Source organism: Chryseobacterium sp. CH21 (assembly GCF_004119445.1).
Taxonomy (GTDB): domain Bacteria; phylum Bacteroidota; class Bacteroidia; order Flavobacteriales; family Weeksellaceae; genus Chryseobacterium.
Map to the genome: position 1 here is coordinate 21,264 of NZ_QICI01000020.1, position 22,386 is coordinate 43,649.

Sequence of the window (22,386 nt, forward strand, 5' to 3'; positions counted from 1 at the left end):
TTATTCACCAAATACCTCAAAATCATGGAACCACAAAAGAAAAACAGACCCAATAATTTAGTGATTATTCTTTTTGCACTCATCGTACTGATGATCATTGTTTATTTCATATTAGCAATGTTCTTCCCTACAGTTTTTGACCTCATGAACAAAGGAGAAATACAGCCGGTACCCAATAAATAATAGTCATATGATAAAATAAAAAAGATAAGCAACATAATATCGCTCATCTTTTTTGATATCTTAACATTCAAAGTAAATACTTGTTTTAATAAAAAAGACGGATCATCAATGACCCGTCTCTTTCTTTTATTTAAATGATAAATTATTTCTTAATGGCTTTGATAGTCTGTTTAGAACCATCTTTCATTTCTAAAGTCACCAAATAAACACCCTGCATCAAATCTCTTAAATGGATCACAGACTCAGGATTTGCAATAGTTTTCACTAATCTTCCTGAAACGTCTGTTATTGAGACATTTTTAACGTTTTTAACATCAGAAATATTCAATACCTCCGTAAATGGATTAGGATATACTTTGATACCGCTCTTCGTTGCAGAAACTTCAGATACTGCCAAGTTTGCATTGTTAACACTAATATCATCAACATACAGATTGTCTTGATCCGCATCTGAATAAGCATTAAATCCAAAGTAGTACACTCCCGTTGTAGGAACTGTAAAGGTGATAGATTCTGTATGTGCCACAGCATCATTGATTGCTGGATAATCTGCTACTGAATTAGTCATAGCGGATGCAACTGGTGAAGTTCCGTAAGCTACTTTTAATTTTTCCTCATAAGTAGTGGAATTATTTCCATACTTGTAACTGATTGTATACTGTACTCCCGCTGTAAGGTTCAACCCTTGAGTAAAGAACCATGCATTAGCAGGGTTAAAAGAATTATAATGGTATCTCAGCACATTGGTAGTAAACCCTTGGCTATCAGAAGGCGGGTTCACCGTTCCCCAATTATTCCCAGATCCTGCATTTACAGCTGCTGTACAACCAGGAAGATCCGGTGTAGAAACATTTTCAAAGTCAACAGTATAAGGTAAAGCAGCACTTGTACAAAGAGTGGTAAACGTAGTATTAGTACTCCACGCACTTGTGCTGGAAGCACTACACGATGATCTCACCCAAACATAATAAGTAGTTGCAGATGCTAAACTAGGAATATTATAGGTAGTAGCCGTAACTCCTGTAAAATTAGGTGTACTTGTTGCTGTAGGAGCTGTATTGGTTGTACTGTAATAAATATCATATCCGTTTGCCGGTACTGGAGTAGCAGCTGTCCATGAAACCGTAGCTCCACTTGCCGTAACATTGGAAGTTGCTACAGCTGTAGGCTCGCTACAAGAAGGGGCTACATCTATATTAATATCATCAACGTATAATTGATTCATATTGGCATCAGAATATGCCTGGAATCCAAAATAATATACTCCTGTAGTAGATGGCGTAAAGTTCACAAAAGCACTTGTTGCCGTACTTGTAACAACACTTGGATGATCTGCTAAAGTATTGGTCATTCCTGCACCTGTCGCTGAAGTTCCATAGGCCACTTTTAATTTTTCTTCATATACAAATCCTTCCGCATTAGCATATTTATATTTAATTCTGTACGCAACACCTGCAGTAAGGTTAATCCCATTAGTGAAGAACCATGTATTGGCGTTATTTGCATAATCATATGAATACTGAAGAACGTTACCTGTAAATCCTTGAGCATCCAGATCACCGGTTTTCCACATATTTCCGGAGCCATCATTGACTGCTGAAGTACATGTTGGAAGACTAGGAGTTGTTACGCTTTCAAAATCCAATGCATAGGGTACCCCTACTGAAACGCAAGATGTCATAAATGTTGCTGCCGGAGACCATGCACTCTTATCTGTTGTACTGCATGCAGAGCGTACCCATACATAATAGGTAGTAGCTGGGGTAAGTGTAGAAGGTAAATTGGCTGTAAGTGTAGTACTTGTTCCGGACACTACTGCTGTTGGCGCAGGGTAAGTACTTGAAGTTGAATAATAGTATTCATAGCCACTAGCCGGAGCAGAAGCCGGAGCCGTCCATGAAATCTGAGCTGTATTGGTAGTAATTCCAGACACCATTAAAGCAGTTGGAGCAAAACAGGTTGGAACCGCCCCAATTACTACTGTATAATCATGAGCTTCTCCATATCCGTCAACATTACAAGGAATAGGCTCACTGGAGAATCGGTCTCCTACCCTCATTCTATAGGTACCCGGAGTAACTGTCGCAGGGATCGTTATTTGTCCGGCAGTAATATTGGCACCCCCTACGAAATCACTGCTTGCAGAAGCTACGAGTTCTGGTGCAGTATCATCAAAAGTTCCGTCATTATTAAAATCGATCCAAATGCGTATATTCTGATCACTATAATCATGTTTGACAGTAAAATCATAGTTTAACCCTGCACTCATGTTAATAGTCATAGATGTATAATCTCCATACGCACCAGCAGAACAGCCTGTATTCTGATGGTCAAGTCCAGCACCTGGAATTTTAAAAGTATCAATTACATCTCCTCCACTACACCCACTAGCAAATTCGGGCGTACAATAAGTTTGCGCGGAGGATAAAAAGCCAGTCATTAAGAAACCAACGAGTAAAATATTTTTCATATAAGATATTATTAGTTAATCAAATCTAGTTAAAAATCATTAACAAAAAAAATACTTTTATCACAATATCACAACGTAATAATCTTTTCTTTTAATAATAGATAATTTTTACTACAAAAAAGAGACTGCTCAGTTTGAGCAGTCTCTCTTTTCTATTTTTAAAAGATTTTTTTATCTTTTGATAGCCTTAATGGTTTGTTTAGATCCATCTTTCATATTCAATACTACCAAATATAATCCTTCTTTAAGATCTCTCAACTGAAGAACAGAAGAAGGTTTTTCTATAGTTTTAACCAGTCTTCCGGAAACATCAATGATAGAAATAGATTGCACTTTTGATATATCAGAGATTGTTAATGTATCAGTAAACGGATTAGGATATACATTAATCTTATTTTCTTTTACTGCAGTTTCAGAAGTTGCCAAGTTAGGATTTTGTTTTACCTCAACATTATCTAAAAGAACATCATCATAGAAATATCCGTTACCACTCACATTTTTATCAACAGTAAATCTCACCTGAATAGTAGCCCCTATATAAGAAGCTGCTAAAGGAATAGCCACTGTTCTCCACTGATTTAAGTTTGTATTATCACTAAATATAGCAACCCAGCCATTTCCATCGTTTACCTCTACAGTAAGTTTATTATTATCATAAGTAGATGGAGTAACCGTTGTTGAGGTTGACATAGAGTGGTTTTTAAACCAATCAAAAGAAACTATAGGTGCAGTTAATCCAGTTAAGTTTACTGAAGGTGTAATCAATTGAACAGTATTGGCACCTAATCCTGAGTATGGGGAGCTTGCATCTACCCATGCATAAGTACTGGCTGCTCTTCCATTATTAGCTGTATTAGCACCGTAATCTGCACTTCCTGAGAATTTCCAGAAAAGAGTTGCATCCGTAGCGGTTGCTGTAGGATTTACACTGTTCCAGCAGTTTGGCACTACTCCGTTATCAAAATTCTGGGCAAAAGGAGCCATCACTGTACCACAAAGTGTATTGAAAACAGCCGGCCCAGCCCAAGGACTCTTATCACTAGAACTACAAACAGATCTTACCCAAACATAATAGGTGCTGCTAGAAGCCAGTCCGGATAAAGGAGCTGAAACAGTACTGCTTGTTCCACTAGCTGTTGTAGCAGCGGTAGGAGCGGTACTACTTGTACTGTAATAATATTCGTAACCGTTAGCTGGTGGTGTAGCAGGAGCTGTCCAGGATAAATCTGCTGTAGAAACTGTAGGGTTAGCCACTACAGGAGAAACCGGTTCCGGACAAGTTGGTATAGCTTCTACCACAAAGTCGTCAACGTGGAAGTCAATATCAGGAGTATTGGAGCTTGTTGTTGCAACAAAAGCAATTTTAACATTCCCTGAATATCCTGCAAGGTTTATTGTTTCTGTTTGTCCAGTTGCAGAATAAGTTGCTGCTCCTGTATAAGTTTTTATTATGTTCGTATTACTCCAAGTAGTACCACCATCTGTGGAGACAATAACTCTAACCTGATGAGTACCTAAAGTTGTTTGTGAAGTAGTTCCCAAATAGCTGGTAACAGCCATTTTATATTTCATTCTAAACATACCTGGGGTAGCACCAAGATTAATTGGTTGAGAAATCAGCCAATCTCCGGTATTGGTTCCATATAAATTGATTCTTACGGCTGCATTAGATCCTGCATTGGCAAAACCTGCTTCAGTCGCCCATTTGCTTGATCCGTATGTTAGGGTAGATGAAGCAGTAACATCTCCTTTGGCAACTGACCAGCACATTGGAGTAAATGTGGTAAAGTTTTGCGGTGCTGTTGGAGCATTTTCTGCACTACAAACTGTTGTAAAATTACGTTCTGTACAAGAAGCAGAGTTACTTGTTGATGTATAAGCGTTAACTGTATAGTAATATTTTGTCGCATTGCTTAATGGAGTGGAAAGTGTATAAGTTAAAACATTTCCTAAATCAACATTATTCATCACATCAGTTCCACCAGTTGTAGTACCAATGGAAAGTTTATATCCGGTAGCATCTGTTACCGCTCCCCAGGTGATTGCAGGTGTTACAGAAACTCCTGTTGCAGCTGATGATGGTGCAGTAACGGAAGGACAGCCGATATTTTTAGTAACGAATGATATTGAGTTACATGCACTAGCTGTACCGTTGCTATTGGATGGCTGTACCGTTGCATAATACGTGGTGTTATACAATAACTGGCTTGCTGCCGGAAGTGTATACGTCACCACATTTCCTACATCTACTGCGTTCATTACATTTGTACCTCCTGGTGTAGTTCCTACGCTTAGTTTGTAAGAAGTTGCTCCCGCTGTAGGATTCCATTTGATATTTGGTGTTACAGATACTCCTGTTGCTGCATTAGCAGGTGCTGTAATTACTGTACAGTCCGGAATTGTAATAGCGGAAATCTTAACGTTATCTACGTAGATATCGTCACTTCCGTTATCTCCTTTGGCTAGGAATCTTACAATTGCATTAGGACTGGATGATCCCAAATCTAAAAAGTTAGACGTCCATGATGCGGCAACACCTAAAGCAGAACCTACATCTGTGAATGTATTTCCTCCATCAGTAGAAATCTGAATCTTTAAAACATCACTTCCTGAAGGGTTGATATAATCAAAACTTAAATATCTGGTTCCTGTACCCGAGGAGAGATTGACGTACAAGTCCATATATCCTGAAGCATACTGGCAGTTGTAAGAGTGGAATCGGGCAGCAGGGGCCACTGCAGGCGTAGCAACTGTAGCAGATCCACTAGTGCCCGACCATCCAGAAGCGGAGGTAAATCCTGTTGTTGCAATATCGCTCTGTCTCCATGAGTTATCTCCTCTTGCCGGCCATGTTCTCCAATAGGCGGCACTTGGCAGATCTGAGGTTGAATTACCATTTTCCCAGGCACTAAAGCTCTCTGTAAAAGGTAATGAAGCATATGCTACGGGTGGGTTTTGCCATGTTCCAGGAGTATAAGTAAATGTCAATCCGGAGGCAGGAACTGTTGTTCCGTTGGTAGTTCCTAGAGTCGCTGTAGAGCTGTTTGAACTTCCTACAGCGAGAGAAGTCCAGTTTGTTCCTGTTAAATTATTGACATCGGAACTTTCCGATCCTCTTATCCCTACCTGTCCAGTAAGGGTTGAAGTTCCAGAAACACAGTTTCCATACACAATAGCAACTGTCTTTGCAGTAAGGTCTAATTGAATCTGAAAATTAAGAAGCTGGGCTGAAGAGGCAGAATTCCCCTGTACATCTGTATATTGCACAATAAATTTCGAACCAACTGTTTCATAGGCAATCTCAGAAGTTGTAGTATTTGCATGACGTAGGTTGACAGCAAAGCCTGCAAAAGCTCCTTCGTAAGTAGTTGGTGAAATATCGGAAGATAATCCCGTGTAAGTAGAACTGGAAGCGGGAATCCCAAATGTAATAAAGCCATTATTACTGATATAAACAGAATTATACTTCTGGTTATTAAAAGTAAAAGAACCTGGCAAAGGAATAGCTCCTGAAACTAAATCTGTTCCTATTGTCGCACCAGACTGCCATACTGTCCTGCTTGCAGATAATGGTGTATAAGTACCGGAAGACTGCGCAAAGCCATATCCGTTACTTGTGTTCGGGGTGGCAAGCTGAGGCGGCCCCACCTGCGCAGACACACAATAATAAAATGCGGTCAGGCACGAAAGTAATAATCTCTTCATAAATATATAATAATAAAAAGTTAGGGCTGTAAAAATATAAATATAAATTTAATTATTAACAGAAATATTAATAATTATCATAAAATATTAAATAAAAACAATTAAAACTCTCTTAAAAACACAATAAAATCAAACGTTTATTTAATTTTAATATTTATTTCGCAATACAATGAAAAAATCTAATAATCTGATAATCAAAATATTAAATTACCATATAATTAAAATAGACTTCAGAAAAATTTTCTATTTAACATAAAAAACTATTTAGAATTTTTCATCAATATTCTCAATATGTAAACAAAAAAAAGAGTAACCTAAGCCACTCTTTTTAAATAACATATTGGATTTTAATTCAAATAAAATTCATATTTATTCAACAATTGAATTTCTTTAATTAAATCTCCATTCAGATCTACCGCATGCTTCATAGACTGTACTTCAATATGTGAGTCATCTTCCAGGTTTTTAATGAAGAACTTCAACTTTTGATTTCCTTTGTTTCTATCAAGAACTGTTCTGAAAAAGTCTAGATCTTCCCTCCTTACATCCATCACATCCATCACCAATGATATGCTTTTTGCAAACCTTTCAAATGCTTCCTGAAGCTCTATCACATCATTTACATTCACAAAGACTCTCCCATCTTTAACCTGAGCAAATTTTATTTTAAAAATAACAAATCTCTGAACTTCAAGCTTCTCTTTCAATCTCATATAATCTCTGTCTCCCAACCTGAATGAATACGATCCTGAATAATCTTCCAAGGTAACAAAAGCCACTTTCTCACCACTTCTGAAACCATCTTTCACCACATATTCTGTAATCAAGCCTGCCACCGTATATTCTTTCCCACCGCCGCCATTTTCTCTTTCTTTTTGCAACGTTTTCCAGTCTTTCTTCTTCTCTTCAAATAATTCTTCCTGCTTATTTGCAAAAGCCTGTTCTTTGTAAGCATCTACTTCATCCAGATTCAGAAATAAGAAATTACCTTTTGGTTCCGCCTTTTTAGTTACCTCTTCTATCACTTCTTCTTCTCCTGCCACCACATCATCAGATACAATTCCTGTAAGATCTACAGCATCATCCTGAGTATCCTGCTCCAAAACAGGCGCTTCATCTGTAACTACTTTATCTTCTTCATTTTTCTCAAGAACCGATTTTTTAGAAAGCTGCCCCTGCATAAACTGGAAATGATACTTAAACTCATCTAACGGATGTGCAGAAAGATAGAAACCAATAATTTCCTTTTCTTTGTTAAGCTTATGCATATTAGGCCATTCCGGACAAGGTAACAGCTTAGGTTGTTCTATTTGAACTTCTTCAGCAAAATCAGCAAATAAAGAATGTTCCATCTCATTTTTACTTTCCTGAAAGCTTTGTCCGTACCTGATCAATCTTTCCAGATTTGTTCTTCCAGCCATATCGATATCAAAATACTGACCTCTGTGGAAAGAATCCAATTCATCAAATCCTCCAGCCAAAACTAAACTTTCCGCTACCCTTTTATTCATTTGCGAAGGTAGAATCCTTTCAAAGAAATCATAAATATTTTTAAATCTTCCGTTTTCTCTTTCTCTTGTAATCCCCTCGCTTGGTCCTTCACCAATTCCTTTGATAGCTCCCAGTCCGAAACGGATCTGACCTTTTTCATTTACCGAGAATTTGTATTGGGATTCATTCACATCCGGTCCTAATACGTCTACGCCCATACTTTTACAATCTTCCATGAACATAGTAATTGAATCCGTATTGTTAATGTTATTACTCATTACACTCGCCATATATTCTGCAGGATAATTTGCCTTTAGATATGCGGTCTGATAAGCAATGAAAGCATAACATGTTGAGTGAGACTTGTTGAAGGCATATTCAGCAAACGCTTTCCAGTCATTCCAGATTTTCTCTAGCCTTTCTTCATTCAGGTTGTTTTTTCTACCTCCTTCAATAAATTTCGGGTACATTTTATTCAAGACGTCAATCTGCTTTTTACCCATAGCTTTTCTCAAAGTATCTGCTTCACCTTTGGTAAAGTTGGCCAGTTTCTGAGACAAAAGCATTACCTGCTCCTGATAAACAGTGATTCCGTAGGTTTCCTTTAAATATTCTTCTGTTTCCGGTAAGTCGTAAACAATCTCTTCAATCCCGTGTTTCCTGTTGATGAAATTTGGAATATATTTAATAGGACCCGGACGATACAAGGCATTCATGGCAATAAGATCGGCAAAAACCGTTGGTTTAAGTTCTCTCATATACTTTTGCATCCCGGGACTTTCATACTGAAAAATACCTACTGTTCTTCCTTCTTTAAATAGCTGATACGTTTTAGCATCATCAAGCGGAATAAGATCCGGATCAATGTCAATATTATATCTTGCTTTTACCAGCTTCAATGCATCTTTAATAATAGTCAAAGTTCTCAACCCCAAGAAGTCCATCTTCAAAAGACCTGCACTTTCCGCAACAGAGTTATCAAACTGCGACACTAAGATATCAGCATCTTTCGCTGCAATAGTCACCGGAACCAGATTACTCACATCTTCCGGCGTAATAATTACACCACAGGCGTGAATTCCGGTATTTCTGATACAGCCTTCCATCTTTTTGGCACTTGCCAAAACTCCGTGTCGGGCATCATCAGGACTATCGAGAACATACCTCATCTCATCAACGAGCATCTGTTCTTCCGGTTTTAATTTATCATATTTAGCTAAAGCTTTTGCAATGTTCATCCCCGGACTTGGAGGAATAAGTTTAGCAATATTATTGGTATCAGGAATTGGAACATCCAGAACCCTTCCCGCATCTTTGATGGCAGATTTCCCCCCCAACACTGAGTACGTGATAATCTGTGCTACCTGATTTTTACCGTATTTTTCGACTACCCATTTGATAATTTTATCTCGACCTTCATCATCAAAGTCAATATCAATATCCGGCATGGAAACCCTTTCCGGATTCAGGAATCGCTCAAAAAGGAGATCATATTTAATCGGGTCTACATTGGTAATTCCGGTACAATAAGCTACAGCGGAACCTGCGGCAGAACCACGGCCGGGTCCAACCCAAACACCCATTTTTCTTGCTTCATTACAAAAATCCTGTACAATTAAGAAATAGCCGGGATAACCTGTATTAGCAACAACTTCCAGCTCAAAGTCTAAACGTTCTTTAATTTCATCCGTAATCCCTGTATCTTTATATCTAACCTTAGCTCCTTCATAGGTCAAATGTGTTAAATATGCCATTTCACCACGTTTTCCTCCATCAATATCATCTTCAGGGTGAATAAATTCTTCCGGAATATCAAACTTCGGAAGGAGAACGTCTCTTTTTAGAGTATAAGGCTTAAACTTTGCTGTGAATTCTTCATAAGCATCAAAAGCATCGGGATATGCTAAAAAGGCTTCTTTTATTTCATCAGAATTTTTGATAAAATATTCACCTGTCGCCAATCCTCTTCTTTTACCAAATCCTTTTCCGACTGGTGTTGTCAGCTTTTCACCATCTTTGATACAGCTTACAATATCCTGAATATTAGAATCATCTTTATTGGTGTAAAAGGTTTCGTTCTGAGCTAAAATTTTAACATTATATTTATCTGCCAGATACAGCAGGACTTCATTCAAATGCTCTTCTTCAGGCAGTTTGTGATTCTGAATCTGTACATAAAAATCATCTTCAAAGGTATCTTTCCACCATTTGAAAAGCTCCTCCCCTTTTTGTTCACCGGTATTTAAGATGGCATCGGGAATATCCCCCATAATTCCGGAAGTCAAAGCAATAATTCCTTCCTTATACTGAGCAATCAGTTCACGGCTTATCCTTGGAACTCCAAAATAGAATCCCTTAAGGAAACCTATACTGGAAAGTTTAGCCAGATTTTTATATCCGTTAAAGTCTTTTGCTAAAAGCACTACCTGTGTTCTTCTGTCCGGATCATCTTTGGTAAACTGCTTTTGTTCGTAACGTTCCGAAATATAAAATTCGCAGCCTACAACTGGAATAAGCGGTTCCGAAACAGGTTCCTCTTCGTTGAATTCTGTTCCGTTTTCTTCTGCTTCCTGCTTTTTCGCTAAGTATTCTTTATGTTTCTTTGCTCTGTCTCCATTAGCTCCTTCCACTGCTGAAACGAACTTAAAAGCTCCCATCATATTCCCCAGATCTACCATCCCGACAGCCGGGAAGTTTTCATCAGAAGCTTTTTTAATCAAATCATTGATGCTGGAAGTAGCCATAAGTGTAGAGAACACACTATGGTTATCAAAATTGAAATATTTCCCTAAATCAATTTCATCAATACTTCCGAAATCCTGCTGCTTTTTCTTATTATGAAAATCGGCAACCTGCCTTCTGATAACAATATTAAAAGGCTTTATCGGGTCCGGATAAAGACTCCTGAAGTAAGCAAGCTGATCTTCTGAAATCTTTAATGTTTCAGCGGGTACTACTCCAATTCTTACCATTTCAAAGAAAGCTCTGGCAGTAGCATTTACGTCAGCAGCAGCATTATGGGCTTCATCAAATTTACTCCCATATAGTTTTTCATAAAGCTCTTCAAGTTTCGGAGGTTTAAATCTTCCTCCACGACCTCCGCCAAGCTGACAGAAATCGGTTCCCAAAATCATGGTATCTGCTTTGGGCTTCTCCTGAAGGTTATCTTTCAGGTTTTTTCTGTAAAATTCTGCTCCTACAATATTATAGTCGAATTCTACATTATGTCCGGAAACTACTCTTACTCTTTCAAGGACTTTAGAAAATTCTTCAAGAATCTCCTGCAGATCTCGTCCTTCTTCATTGGCAATCTTAGTAGTAATCCCGTGAATACGTGCTGCGTTGAAGGGAATATCATACCCTTCAGGTTTTATTATATAATCCTGGTTTTCAATCAAATTTCCGTCGTCATCGTGCACCTGCCATGCAATCTGAACCATTCTTGGCCAGTTATCCGAGTCTGAAAGCGGAGCGTTGAAATTTTTTGGTAAACCGGTTGTTTCTGTGTCAAAAATTAAATACATATAATGTTCTAACTTTTTTATAAAAGAGAATGTAAAGTTACTTCATTTTTTCCAATAATTGTTTTATAGCCGCGACACAAAGAATCAATAATACCCAAAACATACCAAACCTGAAATATCTTAACAATAACTCTAATTTTTTAAGTTAAATTAAAATAATATTAAAAAATTAGAGTTATATATTAAAATATCACTGACTATTAAAATTTTACTATAATTTTGATTCATTATATTTTTTAACAATTTACTACCTAAAATGAAGAAACAATTACTTTTAATTAGTTCTTTTGCTATTTCATTATTAAGCGCACAAAACAACGAAGAATTAAACAGACAGTTTGAAAGACAGAGAATAGAGAACAATGATAAGTTTGATACTTATGTAGCTAAGCGGTTTGGCTCTGACAGAAGCCCTGAAATTTTAAAGCAGATTGAATTACAGAGAGCCACTCTGGCAGGTTTTTTACCAGACAACAGACCTTATTTTATGCAGGCCCATGATGGTGACCAAATTAAAAATTCCAATTCTGATTTTTTACAGGGAGGAAATATCACAGGGTTAACAGGATCTTTTAACGGAGAAGGTATTAAGTTTACCATTTTTGACGGGAGTACTTCTTCCGGGGTAGCAAGAGTATTTGCAGGCCATGTTTTTTTCAACAATCTTCCTAACAGAATTACGAATAAAGAAAGCAGTACCGTTAATTATGGCGATCACGCAACAGCTGTATCCAGTTTTATAGGCGCCAAAGACTATCCTTATACGGTAACATTTACGAATGGAACAACCAGACAGGTTAATTTCAAAGGTATTGCCCCTAATTCTACCATTGATGCTTATGCTTTCGGATCTTCTATACTGGATGGAGAAACAACACAAAAAACTGTATTTCAAAAGATTATTACAGCCCAGCCTAATATCTCTAACCACTCCTATGGAAGCAACCAGGGATGGGCAGATCCCCAGCTGATCAATAATGAACCTTCATGGGTTTGGAATGGGGCGTTTGCGAGCCCAAACACCTCTTATGACGCCCAGGGAACTTACCATACCAATGACAGGGATTATGACCAAATTGTATACAACAATCCTTCATACATCATTGTAAAGTCTGCCGGAAATTCATTTGGTGAAGGACCTAGTGCCGCTACCAGTACTTATAAAAAATATTACAGAGACAATAGTGGTAATTTGGTTGAATTCGCTCCAACCGATACACTACCACAAAACAATTGTGCTCTTGGGTATGACTGTATAGGGATTGGTTCTCTTGGAAAGAACATCATTGTGGTAGGAGCTACGGATAGAATTACCACTAATGACGGAAGGTATACAGCTTCTTCAGATGTCATTCACTCCAGCTATAGTAGTGCAGGACCAAGAGATGACGGAGGGATCAAGCCGGATATTACTACCGTGGGAACAGAAGTTGCCAGCGCATGGACTGATAATAATGCCACAGGAGGAAGTAAAATCGATATTGGAGACGGTACTTCCTATTCTGCCCCTGTAGTAACTGGTATTGTGGGGCTTTGGACACAAATTAACAAACAACTTTTTGCAGGAAATTTATTAAATGCTGCATCAGCAAAAACCCTAATGGTACACTCTGCAAAAGAAGCAGGTAACATTGGTCCTGACCCACAATTCGGATGGGGATTTATCGATGCTAAAAAAGGAGCTGAGCTACTGGTAGGAAAATCCAACAACAGTATTATTTTTAATGATGAAACCTTAACCAGTGGAGTTGCTAATGTAAAAACAGTAAAAGCATCAGGTTCAGAGCCTTTAAAAGTAACTATTTCATGGATAGATCCTGAGTTCACCAACTTTACGAATCAATGGAGTGACATTTACAACAACAGAAATTCGAAGCTAGTTAATGATCTGGATCTGAAAATTACTGATACCACTACCAATACAGTTTACTATCCATGGAAATTAGATGCTAACAATCCAATGACTCCAGCTACAAAAGGAGACAATATTGTAGACAACGTAGAACAGGTAGTAGTAGATACTCCTGTTGCAGGAAGAACTTATAAAATTGAGATCACCAACAAAGGCATCTTGAAAAATAACACAGGCGGAAATGCTCCTCAAAACTACTCTGTTATCGTAACAGGATTTACTGAGCTATTAGGAACCAAAGATATTTCCAACCCTCTTAATAATCTTGCTATTTCGCCTACCATTACAAAAGATTTTACAAACGTTCTTAAAGCACCTAAAAAATCTACCTTCAATGTATATGATCTTACCGGTAAAAAATTACAAAGCGGTATCATCAATAATGACAAAGAACAGATCGATTTATCCACTTACACAAAAGGAATTTACATCATTGAAGTAAAAACAGACAAAGATGTTATTTCTAAAAAAGTGATCAAGGAATAGCCTATATCTACAAAGATTTTCTACAAAATACTAACAGTTGTTAGTATTTTGTTTTTTTGTGTATATTTGCTTCCTATGGAAAATGCACTTCACGAAAAAGTTTCTCAGGATATATTACTCAAAGCGTATAATCATATGATGCTGGCCAAAGCCATGGCCGATATTTACGAAGAAAACAGAAATGTCTGTAAATATGTTCATAGCACATCAAGAGGCCACGAAGCTATTCAGCTTGCAACAGCCTATCAGCTGAAGAAAGAAGACTGGGTTTCTCCTTATTACAGAGATGAAAGTATTCTTCTGGGAATCGGTTTTGAACCTTATCAGTTAATGCTTCAATTACTGGCTAAAGCTGATGATCCTTTTTCTGGAGGAAGATCTTATTACTCCCACCCTTCAAGCAGGGATGAAAACAAACCTAAAATTGTTCACCAAAGCTCTGCAACCGGAATGCAGACTATCCCTACTACAGGGGTAGCACAAGGAATCAAATATATTCAGGATTTCAATCTTCAGGAATTTGAAAATAATCCAGTTGTGGTATGCAGCCTTGGAGATAATTCTGTTACAGAAGGTGAAGTAAGTGAGGCATTACAGTTTGCAGCATTACATCAGCTTCCTATTATTTTCCTGGTTCAGGATAACGAATGGGGAATTTCTGTAACGAAGGATGAAGCAAGAACCTGCGATGCTTATGATTTTGTTGCAGGATTCACCGGATTAAGCAGAATGAGAGTAGATGGAACTGATTTCGTGGAAAGCTTTGAAGCCATGAAAAAGGCCGTAGATTTTGTAAGAACAGAAAGAAAACCTTTGGTTGTCTGCGCAAAGACTGTACTGATTGGCCATCACACTTCCGGAGTAAGAAGAGAATTCTATAGAGACGAAGAAGATTTAACAAAACATAGAGCTAAAGATCCGGGAGAAATCCTTAGAAAACATTTACTGGAATCAGGTGTTGATGAGGATCTTTTAAAGCAAATCACCAAAAAGGCTCGTCTTGAAGCCGAAGAAGCTTTTGAAAAAGCTAAAAACGCAGAAGATCCGAAGCCTGAAACCGTAATGCAGCACGTTTTTGCTCCTACTCCTATTAATGAGGAAACTGGAACACGTGAGCCTGCTAACGGAGAAAAAATCGTAATGGTAGATGCTGCCATCCATGCGATACAGGAATTGATGTGGAAGCACCCTGAAGCCCTTCTTTACGGACAGGATGTTGGAGAAAGAATTGGTGGGGTTTTCCGTGAGACCGTTACTTTAGGTAAAAAATTCGGAAGCAAAAGAGTCTTCAATACAGCCATTCAGGAAGCTTATATTATTGGATCTACAGCCGGAATGAGTGCTGTTGGATTAAAACCAATCGTTGAGGTTCAGTTTGCAGATTATATTTACCCGGGAATCAACCAGTTAATTACAGAGATTTCAAAATCCAACTATTTGAGTGGTGGAAAATTCCCTGTAAGCAACATCATCCGTGTTCCTATCGGAGCTTATGGAGGTGGTGGTCCTTACCACAGTGGAAGTGTTGAAAGTATCTTAGCCAATATCAAAGGAATCAAAATAGCATATCCAAGTAATGCTGCCGATTTTAAAGGCTTATTAAAAGCTGCTTATTATGATCCGAATCCGGTAGTAATGCTGGAACACAAAGGATTATACTGGAGTAAAGTTCCGGGAACTGAAGATGCTAAAACGATAGAACCGGCTGAAGACTATGTTCTTCCGTTTGGAAAAGGTAAAGTAATCATCGAAGCTGATAAGAATGAAACTGAAAAAGGCAGAACTTTATTGGTTGTAACTTACGGTATGGGAGTTTACTGGGCAAAAGAAGCCGCTAAGAATTTCAATGGAAGAGTTGAGGTAATTGACTTAAGAACATTGATTCCTCTGGACGAAGAGCTTGTTCTTGAAAGAGTAAAAGCACACGGAAAATGTATCGTTCTGACCGAAGAACAGCTTAACAACTCTTTTGCAGAAGCTTTCGCACACCGTATTTCCAAAAACTGCTTCAAGTATCTTGACGCACCTGTAGAAACAATGGGATCTCTGGATGTACCTGCCGTTCCTATCAATCTGGTGTTGGAAAAAGAAATGCTTCCCAATGCTGAAAAGCTCAGGAGTAAGATCGAAGAAATGCTGAAATATTAAATAAATGAAACCTCTGAAAAATCAGAGGTTTTTTTTATTATTTTTAATAAACGGAATGGATGCCCTATTTTGGTATCTATTTTGTTTGTTTGCACACCAAAAATTCCACACAAATCTATGATCACAACCAAATACGTCAATTATAAACAGGTTCTCAATCTTGCCGGTGTACATCTTATCTTAATCTCAATCTGGTGTACCCTGATTGCTGTTTTCTTTTATTTCTTCAACTGGCACTGGATGACAATTCCCTGGGTTCCTGTTGCATTGATTGGTACGGCAGAAGCGTTCCTTGTGGGTTTTAAAAACAACCAGGCCTATGACAGACTTTGGGAAGCCAGAAAAATCTGGGGCGGAATTGTGAATTCCAGCCGTTCATTTGCTTCAATGGTCTATGCTTTCGACACCAAAAATGAAGAAATTGGCGTTTTTGATCTTGAAGACCGCAAAAGAAGAATTGTTTATCGTCACATTGCATGGCTTTATACTTTCCGTGAACAGCTTTTGGTACCTACGGAATGGGAGCATATCAGTAGAGAAAATAATAAATTCGGGAATATTAACCTAAGAAGAAACAGGCTGATTAAAGCAGGTTTTCCGGATTACGGAAGAGCCCCTATTTTCCTTCACAAATATCTTTCGGAGGAAGAATATGAACTTAAAAACGATTATAAAAACTTCGCCACCTATCTTACTGCTCAGCAGGCAAAAGACATCAATGAGCTTAAAAACATGGGAGCCATTACAGAATTCAACCAGACTCAGCTGCAAAATGCTCTGAATGAATTTTACAACTTCCAGGGGCAGGCAGAAAGAATTAAGAAGTTCCCTTCTCCAAGACAGTTTGCCAGTACAGCTTTTGTTTTTAACATCCTGTTCATTATGCTGCTCCCGTTGGGATTAGTCAACGAATTTGCAAAATTGGGAGACTGGGGAATCTGGACCTCTATTCCTTTCTGTATCATTATCGGATGGATTTACATCATTATGGAACTCGTAGGAGATTATTCTGAAAACCCTTTCGCAGGATTGATGTTTGACGTTCCCATGCTTTCTATCTGCAGAACGATTGAAATAGATCTTCTTCAGATGAGTGGAGAAACAGATCTTCCGGATCCTATTGCCTCTAAACATGGAGTGTTGGTGTAATTCCTAAGGTATCATTTTAAGCAAAAAATGAATTTAAGAATCATTAAAAAAATTTAAAATATCCAACAAAATATATTTTAAAAGTTCATTGTTTTTCATAATTTAGAGGCATTGAAAGCATAAGCGATGTTAATCCATCCGGATTGATTTAGCTTTTACTTGTTCATTAGCTAATCCATTTATCCCTTCTTTTTTAAACAATGAGATCCAAGCAACTCCTGCAGGCTTTGACAATGCTTTGTCTTACCCTATTCTGCACCAAAGTGAAGTCACAGGCAGCCTTCAACAAAGAATTACCGAAGGAATTTTCAGAGAAATTCACCAAAGAAATTAATGACAGCATTCCTTCTCTGGGATCTTTCATTGTTTCACAAAATAATAAGGTAATATATGAGCAGTATTTTCACGGAGCGAACAAAGAAACTATTTTCAGTATAAAATCGGTTACGAAAAGTATTGTCTCTGTACTCGCAGGAATTGCACAGGATAAAAACATACTTCCCAACCTCAACACTCCGGTTTTAAAAATCCTTCCGGAATACAATATTTCAAGAAGCAGTTTTAAAAACATCTCCAATATTGAAGGAAAGGTAGCTCATGACTCCATCAGAAATACATTAACATTAAAAAATCTGTTGACCATGCAAGGCGGTTTTGACTGGGTTGAAAATTCAAAAATTTCAACAGCGATGTCTTTTTCCGGTGATCCCGTAAAATTTGTACTGGATCTGCCTTTTGAAGAATATCCGGGAACTGTATTTAATTATAACAGTGGTGAAACCCATCTTTTTGGGGCTGCTTTGGCAAAAATTGTAAAGACGAATCTGAAACAATTTGCTGCAGAAAATCTTTTTAGACCTTTAAAAATGAATACGCCACGATGGGATACAGATTCTATGAACAGAAATATCGGTGGTTCGGAAATGTTTATGAAGCCTGAAGATCTGCTGAAATTTGGTACTATGATTCTGAATAACGGAAAATTTAGCGGCAAACAGGTAGTTTCTTCAAAATGGATTCAGGAATCTACAGCTGAACATGCAAAGCTGGATTCATGGGATGTAATGCCCAATGCCAATGGATACGGTTATTACTGGTGGAGAAGAAAAACCAACGGACATCAGGCTTTTGTAGCAACCGGATATGGCGGCCAGCTTATCTGTGTCATACCTGATTTAAAGATGGTCATTGTAACCACCTGCTTTCTGAATGACAAAAACAAAGGCAGAACCGAAATCAAAAGACTTCACTATTTCATTGATAAAATGACTAAAGAAAATCTGTAATCAGTCACGAAATTTTTCAAAATTTATAATACGATGGCCGTTGTGTTTTTCACTTCGGAAATCATAAATGAGCTGTGTGTACTGGCGATATGCTGAAGTGTCGTAAGTTTCGTCAGCATAAAGCTTCGGTAGTCTTCAATATCTTTCACCCCTATTTTAAGAATGTAATCATAATCACCACTCACGTGGAAGCATTCTGTAACCTCCTGAAGATCCATCACTTCTTTTTCAAACTGCAGTACAAATTCCTTCTTGTGCTGACTTAGTTTTACATGACACAGAACTATAAAATTTTTCTTAACTTTACTCCTGTCCAGCAAGGCAACATATTTTGAAATAACGCCTGCGTTTTCAAGCTTTTTCACACGCTCATAAACAGCTGTAACCGACAATCCAAGCTTACCGGACAGCTCTTTGGTGGTTTGCTTACAATCTTCCTGTAAAAAAAGTAACAGTTTCTTATCTGTTTCGTCAAGTTCCATAGATATTTTTTTGGTAAAAATTTAATAATATCGAAGATACTAAATATTTTTTCTAAATAAACAATATTTTACAGTTTTATATTCTATAAATTCAAATTTATATTGTAATTATTAGGAAATTAATGCAAATTGGGACAATAAAATAAGAACAATATTTATGGAAAACTTTAACGCAGCCAACGAGATCCAGGATCTTCAGTATTTTGGTGAATTCGGAGGAGTGAATCCCTCTATCTCTGACAGCTCTACCTATACATTTCTTTCTGCAAAGACCATGTTTGATACTTTCGAAGGAAATGCGGAAGGATGCTATCTGTACTCAAGACATTCATCACCCATGAATCTTTATCTGGCCCAGGCTCTTGCCAAGCTGGAAAACACAGAATCTGCCAATGTTACAGCATCTGGAATGGGAGCTATTACTTCTGTCCTAATGCAGGTGTGCAAAAGTGGCGACCATATTATTTCAAGCAGAACGATCTACGGAGGAACTTATGCTTTTCTTAAAAACTTCTTGCCTCAGTTTAATGTAGCAACTACATTTGTTGATATCAACAATTTTGAGTCTATAGAAAAAGCAATCACTCCTAATACAAAAGTGATCTATTGTGAAAGTGTAAGTAACCCGCTTCTTGAAGTAGCAGACCTTAGAAAACTTTCCGAAATCTGTAAAAAACATAATCTGAAGCTGATTGTGGATAATACCTTCTCTCCTCTTTCTATCTCTCCTACTTTATTCGGGGCTGATGTAGTGATTCACAGTTTGACAAAGTTCATCAACGGAAGCAGTGATACGGTAGGAGGAGTATATTGTGCAAGTCAGGCATTCATTGATGATACTAAAAATGTAAACTCCGGAGCTTGTATGCTTCTTGGTCCAACCATGGACAGCTTAAGATCTTCAAGTATTTTAAAAAATCTGAGAACATTACACATCAGAATCAAACAGCATAGTCATAATGCAATGTACCTTGCCGAAAGATTTGAAAAAGACGGATTAAAAGTATCTTATCCCGGATTGCCATCTCATAAAAACCATGAATTAATGAAAAGCATGATTCATGAAGAATACGGATACGGAGGATTATTGACTCTGGATGCCGGAACAACAGAAAAAGCAAACGAACTGATGGAACTGATGCAGACAGAAAATCTGGGGTATCTTGCCGTGAGCTTAGGGTTCTATAAAACCTTATTCTCATGCTCAGGAAAATCTACCTCATCTGAAATCCCTGAAGAAGAAAGAGCCTCCATAGGTATTTCCGACGGACTAATCAGATTCTCCATCGGTCTTGACCACGATATTAAAAGAACTTACCAGAAAATGAAGGAGTGTATGCTGAAAGTAGGAGTTCTCAACCACTATGAAAACATTTCTATCATCTAAATTTATTGTAAAAGGCTGTTTCGTTTGAAACAGCCTTTTTTTATTTTCTTGTCCCGTCCTGAAATATGATTCAATCCTGTTACCACACGAAAGGATTCGTGTGGGAGTTGGGATTAGGGTTTTAATTCAACAACATTACTGGAGACTTACCCTTTTTGAGGACTTACCCTTTTGGTAAACTTCCATTAGGAACTTTCTGGTGAGGATTAAAGCTGCCTCCTAACATCTGCCACATATAAGAACCACCAGGTGGTTCTCCATCCCTTCGTAAGGAACAGGGACGGCTTTTCTTCCATCAGGATCTATAAAGTTTACAGGATTGCTGGCTGCATAATGATAAGGGCTAAACCTTCTGCTTGTTTCAGTCAATGGGTCAATAACACCCCATCGGCCAATGTCGGCTATATACATTCTGGCACCGTAGTCATTCCATCCGGTTTCCTTTTGTAATTCTTTACTGTTATACTGGTAATTATAAGATGGGTTACCTTCTATAGTATTATACCCTGAATGCTTTAATCCAAAAGGATAATAATTGTTTTCTTCAAGAGCTTCTGCGCTGTTTTTAGTAAAACTTATTTTAATTTAAATTAGAGTATTGAAATCAATACCCTAATTTTTTATAAAATTCTCTCAAATTAGAAAGTATAAGAAGTGTAAACTTTTTATCCTAAATAAGGTATCAACTCCAAATATTGAATACCAACATCTCTGGAACATTACCACATTACCACATTATCTTATTGTTCATTTATTTTTTATAAACTCATATTTCATCATTTCATCAGGATCACCTTCCCATATAAAAATATTCCAAGGTGGATTATTTCCACTGATACCTTGCCCCGAGATATAAAATACAATTTCTCCTTTTGTTCCATCGGGCAAATTATATGTTATAACAATTCCATTGTCTATATTATCAACAATTCCACTTTCTACATTTTCTATAAACTGCCAAGTTCCTTCAGCATTCAATTCTCTATTTTTATTTTTTGAAAAGCTACTGATTTTATAATAATCAACTCCTTTCAAAGTGCAAGTTCCATTTTTATTTAGTTTGATAGATCCATTATCAGAAGATTTCCAAGTACCTATAAAATCTGTTTGTTTCGGTTTAGTTCCCCCACAACTATATAGCATAATTGATAATAGTGTGATTAATAAATATTTTAATTTTGTTTTCATTTTAAATATAATACTTCTGTCCAGTGAAATGATTGAGTAGTTTTAGATCCCCAACCTGTTTTAAATTTTTCATTAATAAGTTTTCCCGCTGTCTGTTGCCAAATTGGAAGATAGCCAAGCACAGGAGGGCGAGACGCAGATTGCATTGTAGAGGAATTTTCAACATTAAATGAAACAACTACACTCTTATTATATGCTGCTGCCGTATATTCCAAATTATAAGATCCTAAATATGTTACTGCTAAATTCCCTGTTAAACCACCTGTTAACAACGTTGAATAATCTTTAAGATAAAGTCCAACTCCTTTAATACCACCTAGCTTATAAGAATTTGAACCTTCTAAACTATTTTGTTTTAAAGCGATTTTAGATAAGATAATATCTCTAGTGGCCTGTACATGATCATGTTGTCTTAGCATTTCTGTCATTAAGTCTCCATTAGTAAAATCTCGATGCCTTGGACCAGTTCCTGAAAGCCATTCTACGCCTAACTGCCAAGGAGTTATTTCTTTATTAGAAGGAAAATTCTCACTAAGCTTCAACATATGTCCTACCATTTCTTGTGCTGTATTCGCATTTCCAGCAGCTCCTCCTGTCCACCAGCTCATATAACCATTGTGGGTTTTAAGTGAGAAGTTTCCTCCATTTTGCGTAGCTAACATTAGGTCTCTATATGCCTGTGTTTCTCCAAATGTTGGAAGGTTTCCTACAAATGGGCCTCCACCACGTCCAACACCTGTCGGTTCGGTTCTGTCGCCTCTTTCTCCTGCAATTCCCATCCACCATCCTGAGTTCGGATGCTGAGGAGTCATATCACTGGCTTCATTAGGTATCAATGCTTTTCTTCCGTCAGGATCTATAAAGCTGATGGGATTGTTTAAAGCGTAGGCATATGGTGAAAACCTTCTGCTTGTTTCAGCCAACGGGTCAATAACGCCCCATCTTCCGATGTCAGCCATGTACATTCTGGCACCG

The 22,386-nt window shown here is 37.6% G+C and carries 13 protein-coding genes; 6 read left to right on the plus strand and 7 right to left on the minus strand.

What is annotated here, in order from left to right; translation table 11 throughout:
• The first annotated feature begins 24 nt into the window (after positions 1-24).
• Positions 25-183 carry a hypothetical protein gene (locus BOQ62_RS22340; RefSeq protein ID WP_164976666.1) on the plus strand — a complete coding sequence of 53 codons (159 nt, stop codon included), beginning with the start codon at positions 25-27 and terminating at the stop codon, positions 181-183.
• Positions 184-325: 142 nt separating this feature from the next.
• On the opposite strand, the gene BOQ62_RS03405 is transcribed toward BOQ62_RS22340, so the two are convergent.
• The 3 genes from BOQ62_RS03405 to dnaE form a co-directional block, all read right to left on the minus strand.
• Entirely contained in the window at positions 326-2,653 is a 2,328-nt protein-coding gene (locus tag BOQ62_RS03405) for a GEVED domain-containing protein (RefSeq protein ID WP_129037121.1), read from the minus strand.
• A 171-nt stretch (positions 2,654-2,824) separates the two neighbouring features.
• Positions 2,825-6,358: a T9SS type A sorting domain-containing protein gene (locus BOQ62_RS03410; RefSeq protein ID WP_129037123.1), complete on the minus strand. Its 3,534-nt coding sequence runs from the start codon at positions 6,356-6,358 to the stop codon at positions 2,825-2,827.
• Between the two features lie 347 nt (positions 6,359-6,705).
• Positions 6,706-11,373 carry a DNA polymerase III subunit alpha gene (gene dnaE / locus BOQ62_RS03415; RefSeq protein ID WP_129037125.1) on the minus strand — a complete coding sequence of 1,556 codons (4,668 nt, stop codon included), beginning with the start codon at positions 11,371-11,373 and terminating at the stop codon, positions 6,706-6,708.
• A 256-nt stretch (positions 11,374-11,629) separates the two neighbouring features.
• On the opposite strand from dnaE, the gene BOQ62_RS03420 reads away from it, so the two are divergent.
• From BOQ62_RS03420 to BOQ62_RS03435, 4 genes are all read left to right on the plus strand, one after another.
• Positions 11,630-13,771 (plus strand): S8 family peptidase, encoded by a 2,142-nt coding sequence (locus BOQ62_RS03420; protein WP_129037127.1) that lies wholly within the window; start codon positions 11,630-11,632, stop codon positions 13,769-13,771.
• Between the two features lie 75 nt (positions 13,772-13,846).
• Positions 13,847-15,919, plus strand: a complete 2,073-nt coding sequence (locus BOQ62_RS03425; RefSeq protein ID WP_129037129.1) for a thiamine pyrophosphate-dependent enzyme — start codon at positions 13,847-13,849, stop codon at positions 15,917-15,919.
• 117 nt (positions 15,920-16,036) lie between these two features.
• On the plus strand, positions 16,037-17,068 hold the full coding sequence (locus tag BOQ62_RS03430) for a bestrophin family protein (protein WP_129037131.1): 1,032 nt from the start codon (positions 16,037-16,039) through the stop codon (positions 17,066-17,068).
• Between the two features lie 200 nt (positions 17,069-17,268).
• The gene (locus BOQ62_RS03435) at positions 17,269-18,354 is read left to right on the plus strand and encodes a serine hydrolase domain-containing protein (RefSeq protein ID WP_129037133.1); all 1,086 of its coding nucleotides are present in this window, start codon (positions 17,269-17,271) and stop codon (positions 18,352-18,354) included.
• A gap of 23 nt (positions 18,355-18,377) precedes the next feature.
• Here the strand turns inward: BOQ62_RS03435 and BOQ62_RS03440 are convergent, their stop codons facing one another.
• Entirely contained in the window at positions 18,378-18,836 is a 459-nt protein-coding gene (locus BOQ62_RS03440) for an Lrp/AsnC family transcriptional regulator (protein WP_129037135.1), read from the minus strand.
• A 157-nt stretch (positions 18,837-18,993) separates the two neighbouring features.
• Between BOQ62_RS03440 and BOQ62_RS03445 the strand changes: the two genes are divergently transcribed.
• A complete protein-coding gene (locus BOQ62_RS03445; protein ID WP_129037137.1) occupies positions 18,994-20,223 on the plus strand; it encodes an aminotransferase class I/II-fold pyridoxal phosphate-dependent enzyme in 1,230 nt (409 codons plus the stop codon).
• 219 nt (positions 20,224-20,442) lie between these two features.
• Here the strand turns inward: BOQ62_RS03445 and BOQ62_RS03450 are convergent, their stop codons facing one another.
• From BOQ62_RS03450 to BOQ62_RS03460, 3 genes are all read right to left on the minus strand, one after another.
• A complete protein-coding gene (locus BOQ62_RS03450; protein ID WP_129037139.1) occupies positions 20,443-20,808 on the minus strand; it encodes an RHS repeat domain-containing protein in 366 nt (121 codons plus the stop codon).
• Between the two features lie 162 nt (positions 20,809-20,970).
• On the minus strand, positions 20,971-21,411 hold the full coding sequence (locus tag BOQ62_RS03455) for a hypothetical protein (protein ID WP_129037141.1): 441 nt from the start codon (positions 21,409-21,411) through the stop codon (positions 20,971-20,973).
• A partial coding sequence (locus BOQ62_RS03460) for an RHS repeat-associated core domain-containing protein (protein ID WP_317127354.1) occupies positions 21,408-22,386 on the minus strand: 979 nt, incomplete at its 5' end. The genes BOQ62_RS03460 and BOQ62_RS03455, both read right to left, overlap by 4 nt.

Excerpts from the sequence above, each read along its gene's own strand:
- BOQ62_RS03455 (WP_129037141.1), bottom strand. The coding sequence starts at position 21,411 with ATGAAAACAAAATTAAAATATTTATTAATCACACTATTATCAATTATG.
- BOQ62_RS03435 (WP_129037133.1), top strand. The coding sequence starts at position 17,269 with ATGAGATCCAAGCAACTCCTGCAGGCTTTGACAATGCTTTGTCTTACC.
- BOQ62_RS03405 (WP_129037121.1), bottom strand. The coding sequence starts at position 2,653 with ATGAAAAATATTTTACTCGTTGGTTTCTTAATGACTGGCTTTTTATCC.
- BOQ62_RS03410 (WP_129037123.1), bottom strand. The coding sequence starts at position 6,358 with ATGAAGAGATTATTACTTTCGTGCCTGACCGCATTTTATTATTGTGTG.
- BOQ62_RS22340 (WP_164976666.1), top strand. The coding sequence starts at position 25 with ATGGAACCACAAAAGAAAAACAGACCCAATAATTTAGTGATTATTCTT.
- BOQ62_RS03445 (WP_129037137.1), top strand. The coding sequence starts at position 18,994 with ATGGAAAACTTTAACGCAGCCAACGAGATCCAGGATCTTCAGTATTTT.
- BOQ62_RS03420 (WP_129037127.1), top strand. The coding sequence starts at position 11,630 with ATGAAGAAACAATTACTTTTAATTAGTTCTTTTGCTATTTCATTATTA.
- dnaE (WP_129037125.1), bottom strand. The coding sequence starts at position 11,373 with ATGTATTTAATTTTTGACACAGAAACAACCGGTTTACCAAAAAATTTC.
- BOQ62_RS03440 (WP_129037135.1), bottom strand. The coding sequence starts at position 18,836 with ATGGAACTTGACGAAACAGATAAGAAACTGTTACTTTTTTTACAGGAA.
- BOQ62_RS03430 (WP_129037131.1), top strand. The coding sequence starts at position 16,037 with ATGATCACAACCAAATACGTCAATTATAAACAGGTTCTCAATCTTGCC.
- BOQ62_RS03425 (WP_129037129.1), top strand. The coding sequence starts at position 13,847 with ATGGAAAATGCACTTCACGAAAAAGTTTCTCAGGATATATTACTCAAA.